The 15,815-nt window shown below is 72.3% G+C and carries 14 protein-coding genes; 9 read left to right on the top strand and 5 right to left on the bottom strand.

Translation table 11 applies throughout. The features are described 5' to 3' along the window. Positions 1-19 precede the first annotated feature (19 nt). Complete coding sequence (locus OG462_RS05950; RefSeq protein ID WP_406055129.1) at positions 20-928, bottom strand: siderophore-interacting protein; 909 nt, start codon at positions 926-928, stop codon at positions 20-22. Positions 929-1,186: 258 nt separating this feature from the next. On the opposite strand from OG462_RS05950, the gene OG462_RS05945 reads away from it, so the two are divergent. From OG462_RS05945 to OG462_RS05925, 5 genes are all read left to right on the top strand, one after another. Next, positions 1,187-1,387 (top strand): hypothetical protein, encoded by a 201-nt coding sequence (locus OG462_RS05945; RefSeq protein ID WP_030314702.1) that lies wholly within the window; start codon positions 1,187-1,189, stop codon positions 1,385-1,387. 256 nt (positions 1,388-1,643) lie between these two features. After that, positions 1,644-2,834, top strand: a complete 1,191-nt coding sequence (locus OG462_RS05940; RefSeq protein ID WP_406055126.1) for an acyl-CoA dehydrogenase family protein — start codon at positions 1,644-1,646, stop codon at positions 2,832-2,834. Between the two features lie 104 nt (positions 2,835-2,938). Continuing rightward, positions 2,939-3,892: an IS481 family transposase gene (locus OG462_RS05935; protein WP_406055124.1), complete on the top strand. Its 954-nt coding sequence runs from the start codon at positions 2,939-2,941 to the stop codon at positions 3,890-3,892. A 123-nt stretch (positions 3,893-4,015) separates the two neighbouring features. Then, positions 4,016-4,885, top strand: coding sequence for an oxygenase MpaB family protein (locus OG462_RS05930; RefSeq protein WP_406055122.1), 870 nt, complete (start codon positions 4,016-4,018; stop codon positions 4,883-4,885). 26 nt (positions 4,886-4,911) lie between these two features. Beyond that, entirely contained in the window at positions 4,912-7,212 is a 2,301-nt protein-coding gene (locus OG462_RS05925; RefSeq protein ID WP_406055120.1) for a tetratricopeptide repeat protein, read from the top strand. A 425-nt stretch (positions 7,213-7,637) separates the two neighbouring features. Here OG462_RS05925 and OG462_RS05920 read toward each other — a convergent pair whose 3' ends face one another. From OG462_RS05920 to OG462_RS05910, 3 genes are all read right to left on the bottom strand, one after another. Beyond that, positions 7,638-8,186 (bottom strand): hypothetical protein, encoded by a 549-nt coding sequence (locus OG462_RS05920; RefSeq protein ID WP_406055118.1) that lies wholly within the window; start codon positions 8,184-8,186, stop codon positions 7,638-7,640. 45 nt (positions 8,187-8,231) lie between these two features. After that, positions 8,232-8,555 (bottom strand): hypothetical protein, encoded by a 324-nt coding sequence (locus OG462_RS05915; protein WP_406055117.1) that lies wholly within the window; start codon positions 8,553-8,555, stop codon positions 8,232-8,234. Positions 8,556-8,710: 155 nt separating this feature from the next. Continuing rightward, entirely contained in the window at positions 8,711-9,181 is a 471-nt protein-coding gene (locus OG462_RS05910; RefSeq protein WP_406055115.1) for an AAA family ATPase, read from the bottom strand. Positions 9,182-9,548: 367 nt separating this feature from the next. Between OG462_RS05910 and tdh the strand changes: the two genes are divergently transcribed. From tdh to OG462_RS05890, 4 genes are all read left to right on the top strand, one after another. Then, positions 9,549-10,583, top strand: a complete 1,035-nt coding sequence (gene tdh / locus OG462_RS05905; RefSeq protein ID WP_406055113.1) for an L-threonine 3-dehydrogenase — start codon at positions 9,549-9,551, stop codon at positions 10,581-10,583. A 3-nt stretch (positions 10,584-10,586) separates the two neighbouring features. Further along, entirely contained in the window at positions 10,587-11,786 is a 1,200-nt protein-coding gene (locus OG462_RS05900; RefSeq protein WP_406055111.1) for a glycine C-acetyltransferase, read from the top strand. A gap of 37 nt (positions 11,787-11,823) precedes the next feature. Then, positions 11,824-12,732, top strand: coding sequence for a LysR family transcriptional regulator (locus OG462_RS05895; RefSeq protein ID WP_055603340.1), 909 nt, complete (start codon positions 11,824-11,826; stop codon positions 12,730-12,732). 80 nt (positions 12,733-12,812) lie between these two features. After that, complete coding sequence (locus tag OG462_RS05890) at positions 12,813-13,592, top strand: alpha/beta fold hydrolase (protein ID WP_406055109.1); 780 nt, start codon at positions 12,813-12,815, stop codon at positions 13,590-13,592. A gap of 85 nt (positions 13,593-13,677) precedes the next feature. Here the strand turns inward: OG462_RS05890 and OG462_RS05885 are convergent, their stop codons facing one another. After that, positions 13,678-15,690: an exo-alpha-sialidase gene (locus OG462_RS05885; RefSeq protein ID WP_406055107.1), complete on the bottom strand. Its 2,013-nt coding sequence runs from the start codon at positions 15,688-15,690 to the stop codon at positions 13,678-13,680. Positions 15,691-15,815 lie beyond the last annotated feature (125 nt).

The raw sequence follows: 15,815 nt of genomic DNA, 5'->3' as shown, positions 1-15,815 counted from the left end.
TGCCCGCGGCCCCGCCCGCTCAGCCGGCCGCCAGGCGTTCCCGCGCCTCCGCGAGGTCCTCGGGGGTCGGCGCGTCGTCCTGGGTGAGCCGGCGGCGCCAGTACCCGGCGAAGTGCACCGAGCGCCGGTCGACGCCTCGCTCCTCCACGAGGTGCCGGCGCAGCGCCCGTACGGTCGAGGCCTCGCCCGCCAGCCAGACGTACGGCCGACCGTCCGGCAGGGGGTCGGCCCGCAGGGCGTCGACCGCGGAGGCGGCGTCCGCCGACGTGTCGACTGCCGAAGTGTCGTCGTACCGCGGGCGCACGGTCAGGTCGCCGGCGGTGGGCAGGGGCTGCAGCTCAGCCGGGTCCGAGAGCCGGACGTAGGCGACCGCCCGCTGCCCGGGCGGCAGCGCGGCCACGACGGTGGCGAGCGCGGGCAGCGCGCAGGCGTCGGCGTACAGCAGCGTCCAGTCGCCCGCGCCCGGATCGACGGGCATCGCGAAGGCAGCGGAAGGACCGAACATGCCCACCGCGTCCCCGGGCCGCGCGGACCGCGCCCAGCGCGTCGCGGGCCCCTCACCGGCGGAGTCGTCCCCGTTCCCGTGGAGGAAGAAGTCGATGTCGATGGTCCCGGCGGCCGGGTCGTGGGCCCGGACGGTGTAGCTCCGCATCCACGGCCGCTCGGCCTCGGGGAGCGCCGAGTACGCCCCGTACCAGCGCATCACGTCGCCGTCGGGGTCCGGAACCGGCAGGACGGGCTCGGCCTGCCCGGGCTGGGGGAAGAACAGCTTCACCTGCTGATCGGGCCCGGCGAGCACGAAGCCGTCGAGGGAGGCTCCGCCGAAGGTGACGCGCTGCATGCGCGGCGTGACGCGGCGGGCGGCGACCACGCGCAGCCGCCGAAGGGGCAGGGGCGGGGGCTCGGGGGCGGGTGCGGGCTGGGGCATCGGGTCTCCTTGCGACGGGCGGTGGGGAACCCCCACCTTCCCGGGCCGCATCGACAGGGGACCGACACGCCGTCGACACGGGAGGCGGGGACGCGGGGAGGGGTGACGGGACGCGGGGAGGCGGGAGGCGGAGGCGCGGGGAGGCGGGGGCCAGGCAGGCGGGGGGCCGCGTCCGGGGCCCGTTCCCCGTCCCCCGGATGCGGTCCCGGTGGCCGGACACGAGAATGGCCAGTGCCGGAAGAACACGTAGGAGGCGGCATGAACGCTGAGCCCGACAAGACGTCCCTGGGGGACTTTCCGACGCCCGACCGGCTGCTGCATTCCGGGTCGGAGGGCGAATTCACGGCCGAGGACCTGGTCCTCGCCTCCGGCCGTGACGTGACTCCGAAGACCCTCGCCTGGGCGGAACGCCGTATGGCGGAGAAGGGGCGCGCCTCCATGGACGAGCTACTGCCGTAGGCCGCCCCGGCCCAGGCACCGGCCCGATCCGCAGGACCCCTCCCGCAGTACCCGCAGTACCCCTCAGTACCCGTGGTACCTCTCACCACCCCGTCGGCCCCGGTTCGGCAGCTGCGAACCGGGGCCGCGGGCCGTCCGGATCCGCTCCGAGGCTTCCGCATTTGTGGAACACGTTCTACCGTGGCCGCCGTCGTGCGTCGCACCGCCCAGAGGACGCCGAGGACGCCGCAGGACCGCCGCCACGGGAGGCCCCCCCATGCACCTCGAGTACACGCCCACCCAGAACCGCCTGCGCGCCGAACTGCGTGCGTACTTCGCCGAGCTGGTCCCGGACGACGTCCACACCCGCTACGCGGACCCGGCCGCGCAGAAGCGCTTCTACCGGGAGACCGTCCGCCGGCTCGGCGCCGACGGCTGGCTGGGGGTCGGCTGGCCGACCGAGTACGGGGGGCGCGGGCTGACCCCGATGGAGCAGTTCATCTTCTTCGACGAGGCCGCGCAGGCGGGCGTACCCCTGCCGCTCATGGCGCTGAACACGGTCGGACCGACGATCATGCGGTTCGGGACCGACGAGCAGAAGGCGTACTTCCTGCCGGGGATCCTCTCCGGCGAGATCGACTTCGCCATCGGCTACAGCGAGCCCGACGCGGGCACCGACCTCGCCGCCCTGAAGACCCGCGCGGTGCGGGAAGGGGACGAGACCACCGGGACGTACACGGTGAACGGCCAGAAGATCTGGACCACGAACGGTGACACCGCCGACTGGGTCTGGCTCGCGGTCCGCACCGACCCGGACGCCCCGCCCCACAAGGGCATCACGATGCTGCTCGTCCCGACGAGCGACCCCGGCTACTCCTGCACGATCATCAACACCCTCGCCTCGCACGACACCACCGCCAGCTACTACGACAACGTCAAGGTCCCCGCCTCGCGCCGGGTCGGCGAGGAGAACAAGGGCTGGCGCCTCATCACCAACCAGCTCAACCACGAACGCGTCACCCTCGCCGCCCACGGCACGATGGCGATCCGCGCGCTCCACGACGTCCAGCGCTGGGCCGCCGCGACCCCGCTCACCGACGGCCGGCGCGTCATCGACCTGTCCTGGGTCCGCCGCACCCTGGCCCGCACCCACGCCCGGCTCGACGCGATGAAACTCCTCAACTGGCAGATGGTGAACGCCGTCCAGCACGGCACCCTCACCCCCCAGGACGCCTCCGCCGTCAAGGTCTACGGCTCCGAGGCCCGCCGCGACGCCTACGCGGCCCTCATGGAGGTCGTCGCCGCCGCGGGCGCCCTCAAGGAGGGCTCGGCGGGCACGGTCCTCCACGGCGAACTGGAACGCGGCTACCGCTCGGCCGTCATCTTCACCTTCGGCGGCGGCAACAACGAGATCCAGCGCGAGATCATCTCCTGGATCGGCTTGGGCATGCCCCGCGTCCGCCGCTAGGTGTATTGATCACGAGCGTTGTTGACAGTCGCAGGTCTTGATCATGGCGAAGACCTCCGGTGTGGTGGAGGTGTCTAGGCTCCACACCGCACACGGAGGTCTTCGTGTCCCACCGTAATGCCCGGCTGACCGTTCACGGCAGGCGGATCCTGGTCGAACGCGTCCTGGCAGGACGGCCGGTTGCTCATGTGGCGGCCGAGATGGGCATATCGAGGCCCACCGCCCACAAGTGGATTCGCCGCTGGCGGATGGAAGGCGACGCGGGCCTGGTCGACCGCTCCAGCAGGCCGCAGCACACACCGCATCGCACCCCCCAGGCCGTCGAGGCCCGCGTCTGCGATCTCCGCCGCACCCGCAAGCTCGGCCCCGCCAGGATCGGCCCGGTCCTGGGCCTGCCCACCTCGACCGTCCACCGGATCCTGACCCGCCACGGGCTCAATCGGCTGGCCTGGCTGGACCGGCCGACCGGCACGGTGATCCGCCGCTATGAGCGCGACCGGCCCGGCGAGCTGATCCACGTGGACGTCAAGAAACTCGGCCGGATCCCCGACGGCGGCGGCCACAAAACCAACGGCCGCGAGGCCGGCAGGCCAATCCGCGGCATGGGCTTCGACTACGTCCACTCCGCTGTCGACGACCACTCCCGCCTGGCCTACAGCGAGATCCACCCCGACGAGAAGGTCGCGACCTGCGCGAGCTTCCTCACCCGCGCGGCCGCGTTCTTCCACACCCACGGCATCGACCGGATCGAACGGGTCCTGACCGACAACGCCTGGGCCTACCGCAAGGGCCTGGCCTGGAAGACCGTCCTCGCCGACCTCGGCGCAACCGGCAAACTCACCCGGGCCTACCGGCCGCAGACCAACGGCAAGGTCGAACGCTTCAACCGCACCCTGCTCGATGAGTGGGCCTATCTGCGGCCCTACACCTCGAACAACGAGCGGACCGAAGCCCTGGCAGACTTCCTCCACACCTACAACCATCACCGCTGCCACACAGCACTCGACGGCAAGCCACCCATCAGCCGCGTCAACAACGCTGCGGGTCAATACAGCTAGGGGGTGTCTTGTGCGCGCCGCCGCCGCGAGCGCGGACCGCCCTGGCACCGACCGGCCTTCGACGAGGCCGGTCTGGAGGGGAGGGTTCCGGCGTAGCCTGAGCGGGACGAGGGAGGACGCGCCATGACGCAGGACGCCGACCCCGGGCTCTTCGGGCCCCGTTCCGTGACCTGGCAGGTGCACAGCGACCCGGTCATGTGGATCGCGGGCGTCCGGGCGCTGTGGCTGCAGGCCCTGCACCCCGTCGCCGTGCGGGGCGTCATGATCAACAGCAGTTTCCGGGAGGATCCCTGGGGACGGCTCATGCGGACCGCGAACTTCGTCGGGACGCTGAGCTACGGGACCACCGAGGCCGCGGAGGCGGCCGGGGCCCGGGTGCGCCGGATCCACCGGCTGCTCGGCGTGGACGACCCCGAGCTGCTGCTCTGGGTGCACTGCGCCGAGACCGACTCGTACCTCTCGGTCGCGCGCCGCTCCGGCATCCCGCTGACCGACGCCCGGGCCGACCGCTATGTCGACGAGCACCGCACCTCCGCGCGGCTCGTCGGGCTCGACCCGGCCACCGTTCCCGGGTCCACCGCCGAACTCGCCGCCTACTTCGACGCCGTACGGCCCCGGCTCGCCGCCGGCGCGGACGCCCGCACCGTCGAGGACTTCCTGCGCCGGCCGCCCGTGAAACCCGCGCTCGTACCGGCGCGCGAGGTGATCTGGCGGCGCGTCACGGCGCTCGCGTACGACACTTTGCCCCCATACGCCCACGCGCTCTACGGCCGCCCCGCCCCGCCGCCGGAGACCGTCACCCGCCGGCTCGTCGCCACGGCCACTGTGCTCCGCCGCATCCCCGCCCGCCTGCGCTGGCGGCTGCCGCCCCGGCACATCCTCCGCGCCATGGACCGGCTCGGCCCGGAGACGCGACCCGACCCTTACGCGTACCCCGCCCCGTACCCACTGTCCGAACCGGCGTCCATACTGGAGGAGCCGGAAAAGGCGTAGGAAATCGACGGGGGCGGCAGCACACGATGGGGGACTCGAGACTGATCCAGGGCCGGTACCGCCTGCACGAGGTCATCGGTCGCGGGGGCATGGGCGAGGTGTGGCGCGCCACCGACGAGGCACTCGGGCGCGGGGTCGCCGTGAAATGCCTCAAACCGATCGGACCGCAGCAGGACCCCCAGGTCCTCACCGTGGTCCGCGAGCGGTTCCGGCGCGAGGCCCGGGTGGCCGCCGCGCTCCAGCACCGGGGCATCACCGTCGTGCACGACTTCGGCGAGTACGACGGCGTGCTCTTCCTCGTCATGGAGCTCCTCGAAGGGCGCAACCTCAGCCAGCTCCTCGCCGCCAACGCCCAGCACCCGCTGCCCGTCCACGACGTCGTCGAGATCGCGGACCAGGTCGCCGACGCCCTCGCGTACACGCACGGCCACGGGATCGTGCACCGCGACCTGAAGCCCGCGAACATCATGCGGCTGCGGGACGGGACGGTGAAGATCTGCGACTTCGGCATAGCGCGCCTCGGCGCCGACATGGGGTTCACCTCCCGCCTCACCGGGACCGGAATCGCCATGGGCACGCCGCACTACATGTCGCCCGAGCAGATCGGCGGCGGCGAGATCGACCACCGCAGCGACCTCTACTCGCTGGGGTGCGTGCTGTACGAACTCGCCACCGGCGTCCCGCCCTTCGATCTGGGCGACTCCTGGGCGATCCTCATCGGACACCGGGACACGGTGCCGAGTCCGCCGCGCGCGCACCGGGCCGAACTCCCGGACTACTTCGACCGGATCGTCGTCGATCTGCTCGCCAAGGTGCCCGAGGAGCGGCCGGCCGACGCGGGAGACCTGCGTCGTCGGATCGTGACGGGGCGGGTCGCGCTGTCCCTGCCAGGGGCCGCCGGCACGTCCGCCGGCGCGTCCCAGGCCGGTGCCGCCGTCGATCCGTCGTTCCCCGGGGCCACCGTCGTACCGGGGCCGGGGCCGCTCTCCGGCACCGGCCCCGGCACGCCCGCCCCCGCGCCCGCGTGGATCCGGGCGATCACCGCCGGGCACCGGCCCGCCGATGCCGCCACCGTGCCACATCCGGTCGCCCACGACCCGGCGGCGGCGGTGCTCACCACGGAGTGGACGACCGCCACCACCGGGACGACTGCCACGCCCGCGCGGGACGAGCCCGCTCCGGCGCGTGTCGCCGCCTCGGCGGAGCTGATCGCGGTGCTCGCCGGCCGGTACCGGGCGGGCATGGGCCTCGGCCGCCTCGGCCGCTGGGGGGAGGCCGAGTCGGTGCACCGGTCCGTCGCCGAGGACCGTACGGCTGCTCTCGGCGGGGACCACCCGGACACCCTGGCCAGCCACTACGAGGTCGGCTTCGCGCTCGCCCGGCTCGACCGCCCCGCCGACGCCCTGCGGGTCTTCGACCGGGTCGCCGCCACCCGCGCCCGCGTCCTCGGCGGAGACCACCCCGACACTCTCGCGGCCCGGCAGGAGAGGGCGTACGCGCTCGGCCGCCTCGGACGGCACCCCGAGGCACACGAGGTGTACGTCACGGTGCTCGCCGCACGCGAGCGCACCGTGGGCCCCGACCACCCCGACACCCTGCGCTGCCGGCACAACCTCGCCTTCACGCTCGGCCGCCTGGGCCGCTTCGAGGAGTCGTACCGTACGGCGCACGAGGTCGCGGAGGCACGGGCCCGACTCCTCGGCGAGGACCATCCCGACACTCTCGTGACCCGGCGCGAAGTGGCGTACACGCTCGGACGGTTGGGGCGGGGCGAGGAGGCCCTCGCCCAGTACCGCGCGGTCGCCGAGGCGCGCGCCGCGGCCCTCGGCCCCGACCACCCGGACACCCTCACCGCCCGCTACGAGACGGGCGTCCTCCTCGGCCGGCTCGGTCAGGCCGCGGACGCGCTGGGCGTCTGCCGCGATCTCGTCGCCGCCCGCACCCGTTCCCAGGGCGCCGACGGGCCCGAGACCCTCCGCGCCCGCCACGCGCTCGCCGTCAACCTCGGGCGGCTCGGCCGCTGGCAGGATGCCCTCTCCGAATCCGAGAGCGTCCACGCGGACCGGGAGCGGGTCCTCGGGCCGGACCACCCGGACACCCTCCTGAGCCGCCGCGAGTCGGCGGTCGCCCTCGGCCGCCTCGATCGCTGGGAGGAGGCGCTCGCGTCGCACCGCGCGGTCGCCGCCGCCCGCACCCGGCTTCTCGGCCCCGCCCACCCCGACACCCTGGCGGCCCTGGACGACGAGGCCCACTGCCTGGAGCGCCTGGGCCGCCACGCCGAGGCCGCCGCTCTGCACCTCAGGGCAGCCACTCCGCCGCCGGTCTGATCCTCCTTTCCGGAGAGGACCGGAGAGGACCGGAGAGGACCGGAGAGGACCGGAGAGAGCCGGAGAGAACGCGCGGAAGTCGATCAACTCGACCAGCTCGTACAACCACCGTCCCTCGGTGCGAGTCTGATCGAACGGTACGCACTGCTGTGCGCCGGCGTCCTGTGGCGCGACGACCTGTTCGACGGACCCGTCGGCGGCCAGTACAAGTCCGCCCGCCGTACGGAGATCGGCGCTGGCTGGCAGGTACCTAAGCAACTGGAGGCCGTCGGCAACATCGCGGGCAGCCGGGCCGGCGACCTCATTGCCGCCGTCGGCGCGGGTGGCACGTACGTCTACATCTCCACCGGCTCGACGACCGCCCCCGTCAGCCGGCGGACGACCTCTCTGCACACCGGAGAGGGCACCAGGTTCAACAACGTCGTCTAGCTTGACGTTTGACCTGCGGCCCCGAGGCCGGCCTGCTCTCCGGCAGGGATGAAGACGGCTACATAGTCCTCGAACCCCTCGTCGAGACCCCATTCCTCGTGGGTCATTGCGGCTTCGTACCGGGCTCGTGAGTCCTGGCGGCCTCTGGCGTAGACGTGGACCGTGTAGATCGCCGCTGGGTTGAGTGTCAGCGTTGGGGCATAGCCCTGGCTGCCCGGCAGCCAGCCCGCGGCCGGCACGGCAGGGCCGGTGGTGGGGCCGGAGATTCCCATCCGGCCCCTGTAGACCGGCCGGTACGGCCAGGAACCGAGCAATCGCCACTGTTCCGTCTGCTGCTCAGGCTGAGCTTCGGCGAGCATGAGAGTCACCCAGGCGTGGTGCTCCTGGACGCAACTGACGATGGTGAGCTTGCCGGGTGTGACGATCACGGGCTCATCGGTATGAAAGTCCGGCAGATCGTCGACACTCTCGAACCCCTGCTCGACGTACTCGGCGATGTAGAAGTGTGAGTACGCGATGCTGACGACACCGCTGACCATGTCCATCTCCGGACCGTACGCGCTGATCACACCGGCTGAGCGGCGAGTCCCTCAAGCTTGTCGTTTCCCGCCGGGACCGGGGTCCGTCTCGTCGTCCAGGAGAGGGGTGACTTGACCGGTCCAGGTCCAGGGTTCCCGGCGGGGATCCCAGGTCACGTCGACCCTTGTGTCGTGGAAGTCGCGTGCGAGTTCCCTCACCATCGTGACGGCAGCGCTCAGTGCCGCTTCCGGGTCGAGCAACTCGTCGCTGAGGCGTCCGCAGACCATGCCGCCCTCCACGGTGAGGATGCTGTGGCGCCAGCCGTCCGGCGTCGCCAGCAGGACGATCCCCTTGGGCAGGCCGAAGGGAGGCCGATTCTTCTGTCGTCTCGCCACGGGGCCATCCAACACGGCGGGGCAGCGGGCCTCGGTGCCGGGTCGAGACTCAGGTGCCGCGGCGGGGTTTGGTGCCGGTCTCGTGGTGGGCGGGCCGGCGTGTCCTCGTAGCGGACATCAATGAGTGGCTGTGACGGGCACAGCCCGCACGCCGTCTACAGGGGCGGATCGAACAGATCCAGCTCGGCCGGCGTCGGGGCCTCGAACTGCTTCTGGCACTCTCTGAGCAGCTCGGTCGTCAACACGACCGAGCCCGGCTCCTGGTTGCGCAGTGCGATGCGCCGCTCCAGTTCCGCCATGGGCACCTTGAGGTAGCGCAGTTCGACCCCGACCCCGAGCGCGCGAGCACGGAGCCGCTTCTCATCGCGCTCCGGACGCTCCCAGAACCCGTTCTCCAGGATCACAACGGCTCCAGAAGCGAGCAGATCCTGGGCGTGCTGCCACAGGCGACCTTCGATGCGGTCCCGTGCCTCACCGTCGAAGAGGTCGAAGCCCAGCTCCGTAAGCCACTCGTCCGGGCACAGGCGCACGGCGGACAGTTCCCGCTCCAACCTCTTGGCCACCGTGGTCTTCCCGGCACCAGGAAGGCCGCACAGGAGTACCAGTCTTGATCGTCGCTCGCTCATGATCACCTGCCCGTCATCGGTCTTCTCTCGTGGAGATCATCGCTCCTCCCGCGATGACGGAGAAGTGAGTTTCACCGGCTGCCCGCCGCGTGAGCCTGTGTGCCCGCTGCCCGCTGCCCGCTGCCCGCCGCGGCCGTCGGCCGTCACGCGCACGGTGGCGGAGCTCCCCCACCGTGGCCTCTCCGTTCGGCCGCGTTGACGTCGCCCCGCCCCCGCCTGTGGTGTGAAGCTGATCTGCGAGCGCGCTTAAGAAATCCTCGATGGACCGCGAGCGCTCCGTACGGAAGATTCTCTTCCAGGGATCTTGGGCGCACAGTCGCGTCCGTACCCCGCACATCACAGGACACGCACGTCGGGAGCCGTGGCATTGAAGGCATTGGTCAAGCTGAAGGCTGAGCCGGGACTCTGGCTCACGGACGTGCCCGAGCCGGAGACCGGTCCCGGAGACGTGCTCATCAGGGTGAAGCGGACCGGTATCTGCGGGACCGACCTGCACATCCGTTCCTGGGACGGCTGGGCGCAGAAGACGATCGCCACGCCGCTGACCGTCGGCCACGAGTTCGTCGGCGAGGTCGTCTCGGTCGGCCGTGACGTCGCCGACATCAACGTCGGCGACCTGGTCAGCGGCGAGGGCCACCTCGTCTGTGGCAGGTGCCGCAACTGTCTCGCCGGCCGCCGTCACCTCTGCCGCGCCACCATCGGCCTCGGCGTCGGCCGCGACGGCGCCTTCGCCGAGTACGTGGCGCTGCCCGCGTCCAACGTGTGGGTGCACCGCGTCCCCGTCGACCTCGACATCGCCGCGATCTTCGACCCGTTCGGCAACGCCGTGCACACGGCGCTCTCCTTCCCGCTCGTCGGCGAGGACGTCCTCGTCACCGGCGCGGGCCCGATCGGCATCATGGCCGCCGCCGTCGCCAAGCACGCCGGCGCCCGCAGCGTCATGATCACCGACGTCAGCGAGGAGCGCCTCGCCCTGGCGCGCAAGACGGGCGTCACCCTCGCCCTCAACGTCGCCGAGCAGACCATCGCCGACGGCCAGCGCACCCTCGGGCTCAAGGAGGGCTTCGACGTCGGCCTGGAGATGTCCGGCAACCCGCGCGCGATGCGCGACATGGTCGCCAACATGACCCACGGCGGCAAGATCGCCATGCTGGGCCTGCCCAGCGAGGACTTCGCCGTCGACTGGGCGAAGATCGTCACCTCCATGATCACGATCAAGGGCATCTACGGCCGCGAGATGTTCGAGACCTGGTACGCGATGTCGGTGCTCCTGGAGGGCGGTCTCGACCTCGCCCCCGTCGTCACCGGGCGCTACGCGTACACCGACTTCGAGGCCGCCTTCGACGACGCGGCCTCCGGCAAGAGCGGCAAGATCATCCTCGACTGGACTGCGGGAGCCTGACCCATGTTCGATTCCGTACGCGACGACATCCGTGCCACCCTCGACGAGATCCAGAAGGCCGGACTCCACAAGCCCGAGCGCGTCATCGGCACCCCCCAGTCGGCCACCGTCGCCGTCACCTCGGGCGGCCGCCCCGGCGAGGTGCTCAACTTCTGCGCCAACAACTACCTGGGCCTCGCCGACCACCCCGAGGTGGTCGCCGCCGCCCACGAGGCGCTCGACCGCTGGGGCTACGGCATGGCGTCCGTCCGCTTCATCTGCGGCACGCAGGAGGTGCACAAGGAGCTGGAGGCGCGCCTGTCGTCCTTCCTCGGCCAGGAGGACACGATCCTCTACTCCTCCTGCTTCGACGCCAACGGCGGAGTCTTCGAGACGATCCTCGGCCCCGAGGACGCCGTCATCTCCGACGCCCTCAACCACGCCTCGATCATCGACGGCATCCGCCTCTCCAAGGCCCGCCGCTTCCGCTACGCCAACCGCGACATGGCCGACCTGGAGCAGCAGCTGAAGGAGGCCACGGAGGGCGGCGCCCGGCGCAAGCTCATCGTCACCGACGGCGTCTTCTCCATGGACGGTTACGTCGCCCCGCTCGACGAGATCTGCGACCTGGCCGAGCGCTACGACGCCATGGTCATGGTCGACGACTCGCACGCCGTCGGCTTCGTCGGCCCCGGCGGCCGCGGCACCCCCGAGCTGCACGGTGTCATGGACCGCGTCGACATCATCACCGGCACCCTGGGCAAGGCCCTCGGCGGCGCCTCCGGCGGCTACGTCGCCGCCCGCGCCGAGATCGTCGCCCTGCTGCGCCAGCGCTCCCGCCCGTACCTCTTCTCGAACACCCTCGCCCCGGTGATCGCCGCCGCCTCCCTCAAGGTCCTCGACCTCCTGGAGTCCGCCGGTGACCTGCGGGACCGGCTGCGCGCCAACACCGAGCTGTTCCGGACCCGGATGACGGCGGAAGGCTTCGACATCCTCCCCGGCGACCACGCCATCGCCCCCGTCATGATCGGCGACGCGTCCGAGGCCGGCCGCATGGCCGAGCTGCTCCTGGAGCGCGGTGTGTACGTGATCGGCTTCTCGTACCCGGTCGTGCCGCAGGGCAAGGCCCGGATCCGCGTGCAGCTCTCCGCCGCCCATTCCACGGACGACGTGAACCGGGCCGTCGACGCCTTCGTCGACGCCCGCGCGGCCCTGCAGGGCTGAGGCGAGCGCGGGCCCCGCGGCCTGCGAGACTAGGGGAATGATCGAAGCGCGGCGGTTGCACATCCTCCGTGCGGTGGCCGACCACCGCACGGTCACGGCGGCGGCCGCCGCGCTCTATCTCACCCCCTCCGCCGTCTCCCAGCAGCTCGCCGCCCTGGAGCAGGAGACCGGCCACCGCCTGGTCGACCGCAGCGCCCGCGGCGCGCGACTCACCCCGGCCGGCGAGATCCTGCTCAGCCACGCCAACGCCGTCCTCGCCCAGTTGGAGCGCGCCGAGTCCGAACTCGCCGCCTACGGCTCCGGCGAGGCCGGTACGGTCACGGTCGCCGCCTTCGCCACCGGCATCGGGCTCGTGGTGGCCCCCGCCATCAGGGCACTGGCCGACTCCGCCCCCGGCATCCGGGTCCGGGTGCGGGACGCCGAGGGCGACGAGAGCCTGATGATGGTCCTCGACCGGCAGGTCGACGTGGCCGTCGCGGTCGAGTACCGGGGCGCGCCGGGCGAGGACGACGCCCGCCTCACCCGCGTCCCGCTCTACGCGGAGCCCTTCGACGCGGTGCTGCCGCCCGGCCACCCGCTGGCCGCCGGCGAGCGGGTCGCGCTCGGCGATCTCGCGAAGGACGCCTGGATCGGCCAGTCCGCCGGCAACCCCTGCCATGACGTGACCGTCCTGGCCTGCGAGTACGCCGGGTTCACGCTGAACCCGGAGCACTCGTCCGACGACTTCCGCGCCGTCGTCGCCCTCGCGGCCGCGTCCGCCGGCGTGGCACTCGTGCCGCGTTCGGCCCTGCGCGGCATGGAGCTCACGGGTGTGGAGGTCCGCCCGATCGAGGGCGTCGCCCCGACCCGCAGGGTCTTCGCCGCCGTCCGGCGGGGCGCGGAGGACCACCCCCTGATCAGCCCCGTACTGACTGCCCTGGGCGTGGCATCGGAATCCGGCGCTTGACGGGCGCGATGTCCGCCAAACACCGTTCGGGTGCTGGCGGAGCCCCGTGAGCCCCACCAGACTGGGGAACCGTGGAGACCATGGTGCATGTCAGTCACGGCGAAGTCTGGGCGGACGACGCGGGGGGAGGGGACGGCCTGCCGCTGGTCCTGCTCCATCCCGGCGTCGGAGACTCCGCGGTGTGGGACCCGGTCCTGCCGGCGCTCACCGCGCGGCGCCGGGTGATCCGCTACGACGTGCGCGGCTACGGACGCTCGCCCGCGCCCGCCTCCGAGTACCTCCCGGTCCGTGATCTGGCCGAGGTCCTCGACCACTTCGAGATCGAGCGGGCGGTGCTTGTGGGATCCAGCATGGGCGGGGCCACCTCGGTCGACTTCGCGCTTGAGGCGCCCGAGCGGGTGGCGGGTCTCGCCCTCCTCGTCCCCGGGGTCTCCGGGTACGAGGGGCTGGTCACGGGCGAGTTCTTCGAGCGACTGGAGCCGCTGGCCGCGGCCGGCGACATGGAGGGCATCGTCCGGCTCGGCCTGCGCGCGTGGGCGAAGGCCGGCGGCGGCACCCCCGAGTCCGACCCGGTCGCGGCCACCCTCTGCCGGGCCGTGCTGCCCGCCTGGTTCAGCAACATCGGCCACCAGCTCACCGGCCCGCCCGCCTTCGACCGGCTCGGGGAGATCTCGGCGCCGACCCTGCTCGCGCTCGGCGAGCTGGACCGGCCGGAGGTCGTGCGCTGCAACGAGGAGATGGCCGAACGCATCCCGGGCTGCCGCCTCGTCCGGCTGGCCGCATCCGACCACTACCCGACGCTGCGGGAGCCGGAGCAGGTCGTCCGGCTGATCGAGGAGCTGTACGCGGAGGCGGCCTGAGCCTCGGAGCCCCAGGACCCGAACCCCGCGACCGGAGCCCTCGGCCGGCGGGCGGTACGCCCGCCGGCCGAGGGCTCCGTGCCGGCTACCAGATGGTGCTGAAGCCGAGACGGAGCTTCTCCTTGTCGTTCGCCACGGCGAGCGATCCTGCCTTCACCTCGGCCGCTTCGGCGTCGGTCAGCGCGGTCCCGAAGAGCCGTACGTCGTCCAGGGTGCCGCGGAAGAGCTGCGCGACCCCGGCGGGCTGGTTGGGGAAGTCGGGCCGGGCCCCGATGTGGATGTTGAACTCGGCGCCCGGGGTGACGTTCCGGTCGGACGCCTTGGTGCCCGCCGGCATGGTCGCGGTCGCCGGAGCGGCGCCGTCCACCGCCAGGCTGAGGGAGAGACCCTGCCGGGTGAACACGACGTGGTGCCAGGTGCCGTCGTTGTACGAGGACGGCAGCGTCACCTCGGTGGAGCCGATGTCCGTGCCGACGGTGGCGCGCAGGACGTTGCCGGCGCCGGGTTCGGCCCGGACCGAGAAGTGCCGGCCCTTCTTCGCCGGGTCGGTGCCCGGCATGCCGTACGCCCAGATGATCGGCAGCGTGCCGGTGGTGGCCGTGTGCCGGAACCAGGCCGTGACGGTGAAGTCCCCTTCGCCGACCCGCAGGGAGGGCGAGCAGACGAGGCGCAGGTAGTCGTCCTGGCCGTCGAACTCCATGGCGACGCCGCCGAGACGCGTCCCGAGCTGGGCCCCGCCGTGGATGATGGCGTGGTTGCCGGCCTCGCCGGGTGCCCGTACGCGGGTGTCGGCGGTGCGCGGTCGGCGCAGTTCGGTGCCGGCGTCGTCCATGGCCTGCTCGGTGAAGGCGCTGAAGGTGAGGTTGCCGTGCGGGATGTTGCCGGCCGTCTCGTACAGGACGCCGATGGAACCGTTCGGCAGCACCGTCAGATCGGAGTAGCCGGTGCGGGCCGCCGAGACCAGGGTGCCGACCGTCTTCCAGGTCCTGCCTTCGTCGTACGAGGAGCGGACGGCCAGCTCGCGCCGGTCCTCCAGCGGGCTGGGGCCGAGCCGGGAGGCACCTGAGTACAGCAGCCTGTCGGGCTTCGCGTCCTGGTCCTCGGCGTGCAGCCGCAGCAGCGAGCCGTAGACCGGGGAGGTGTCCAGGTTGGCCACCGGGGTGAAGGGGTCCGCGAAGGAGCCGCCGCCGTCGGCGCTGACGGACTCCAGGCGGTGCTCGTTGGTCAGGCAGCGCGTCGGCTCGGAGTTGCGGGCGTTGACGTAGACGCCGCCGCCGGTGGTCTGGGCGACCGTCAACTCGGCGGGATACGCGCCGGACTTGCTCGACTCGGACGTCGCGCCGAGCGTCCAGGTGAGGCCGCCGTCGTCGCTGAGGTACAGCTGGCCCCCGGCGGTCGTGTCGCCGCCGGCCGTGTGGTCGCCGGGGACGATCAGCCGGCCGTGGTGCGGCCCGCGGCCGAGCTGGATGCCGTGGCCGGGCCCGGTGGATACCCAGCCCCAGCCGGCGGCCTTGAGCTGCGGCTGCGGCACGCTCTGCGACCAGGTGGCACCGCCGTCCATGCTGTGCACGGCGTGGACGGTGCGGGGGAAGGCGTCGCGCTTGGGGTTGGTCTGGTCACGGTTCCAGTCGCTGCTGGAGTACAGCACGGTGATCCGGCCGGTGACGGCGTCCACCACCGGCGCGGGGTTGCCGTGCGCGAGCTCGTCGCCGGCGCCGACGACGACCTGGAGGTCCTGCCAGGTCGCACCGCCGTCGAGGGACCTCTTGAGCACGATGTCGTTGTCGCCGACGTCGTGGCAGCCGGTCGTCGTCAACCGGGTGCGGCCCTCGGCGAAGGCGAGGAGGACACCCTTCGTGGTGGTGACGAGGGCGGGTATGCGCGTGCAGTGGTAGTTCTCGCGAGCCTTGAACGGCGTGTTGGACACCTGGGTGGCCAGCGGTGCCGCCGTGGCGCCCGGCGTCGCCGCCGTCGCGGGCGACTGCGGAGTGACCGCCAGGACGACCGCGGCCAGGACGGCGAGGGAGAGCGCGCACAGCCATGCGGACAGCGCGAAGCGGCGCGCGCCCGGTGGGCGGCGCTCGGACAGGGGCAGCATGAAGGAACACCTCGTTGAGGAAGGGCGAACGGCGTGGGAGCGGCTGGGTCTCGAAGCGGTCGTGCCGCTCGCCGACGGGCCGGTTGCGGCGACCCCCGCGGACGGAAGGGCACCGCGGACGGGCG

This window comes from Streptomyces sp. NBC_01077 (assembly GCF_045162855.1).
In the GTDB taxonomy this organism is placed as follows: domain Bacteria; phylum Actinomycetota; class Actinomycetes; order Streptomycetales; family Streptomycetaceae; genus Streptomyces.
The sequence above is the reverse complement of the archived record's forward strand: the minus strand, read 5'-3'. Positions and strand labels throughout refer to the sequence as shown.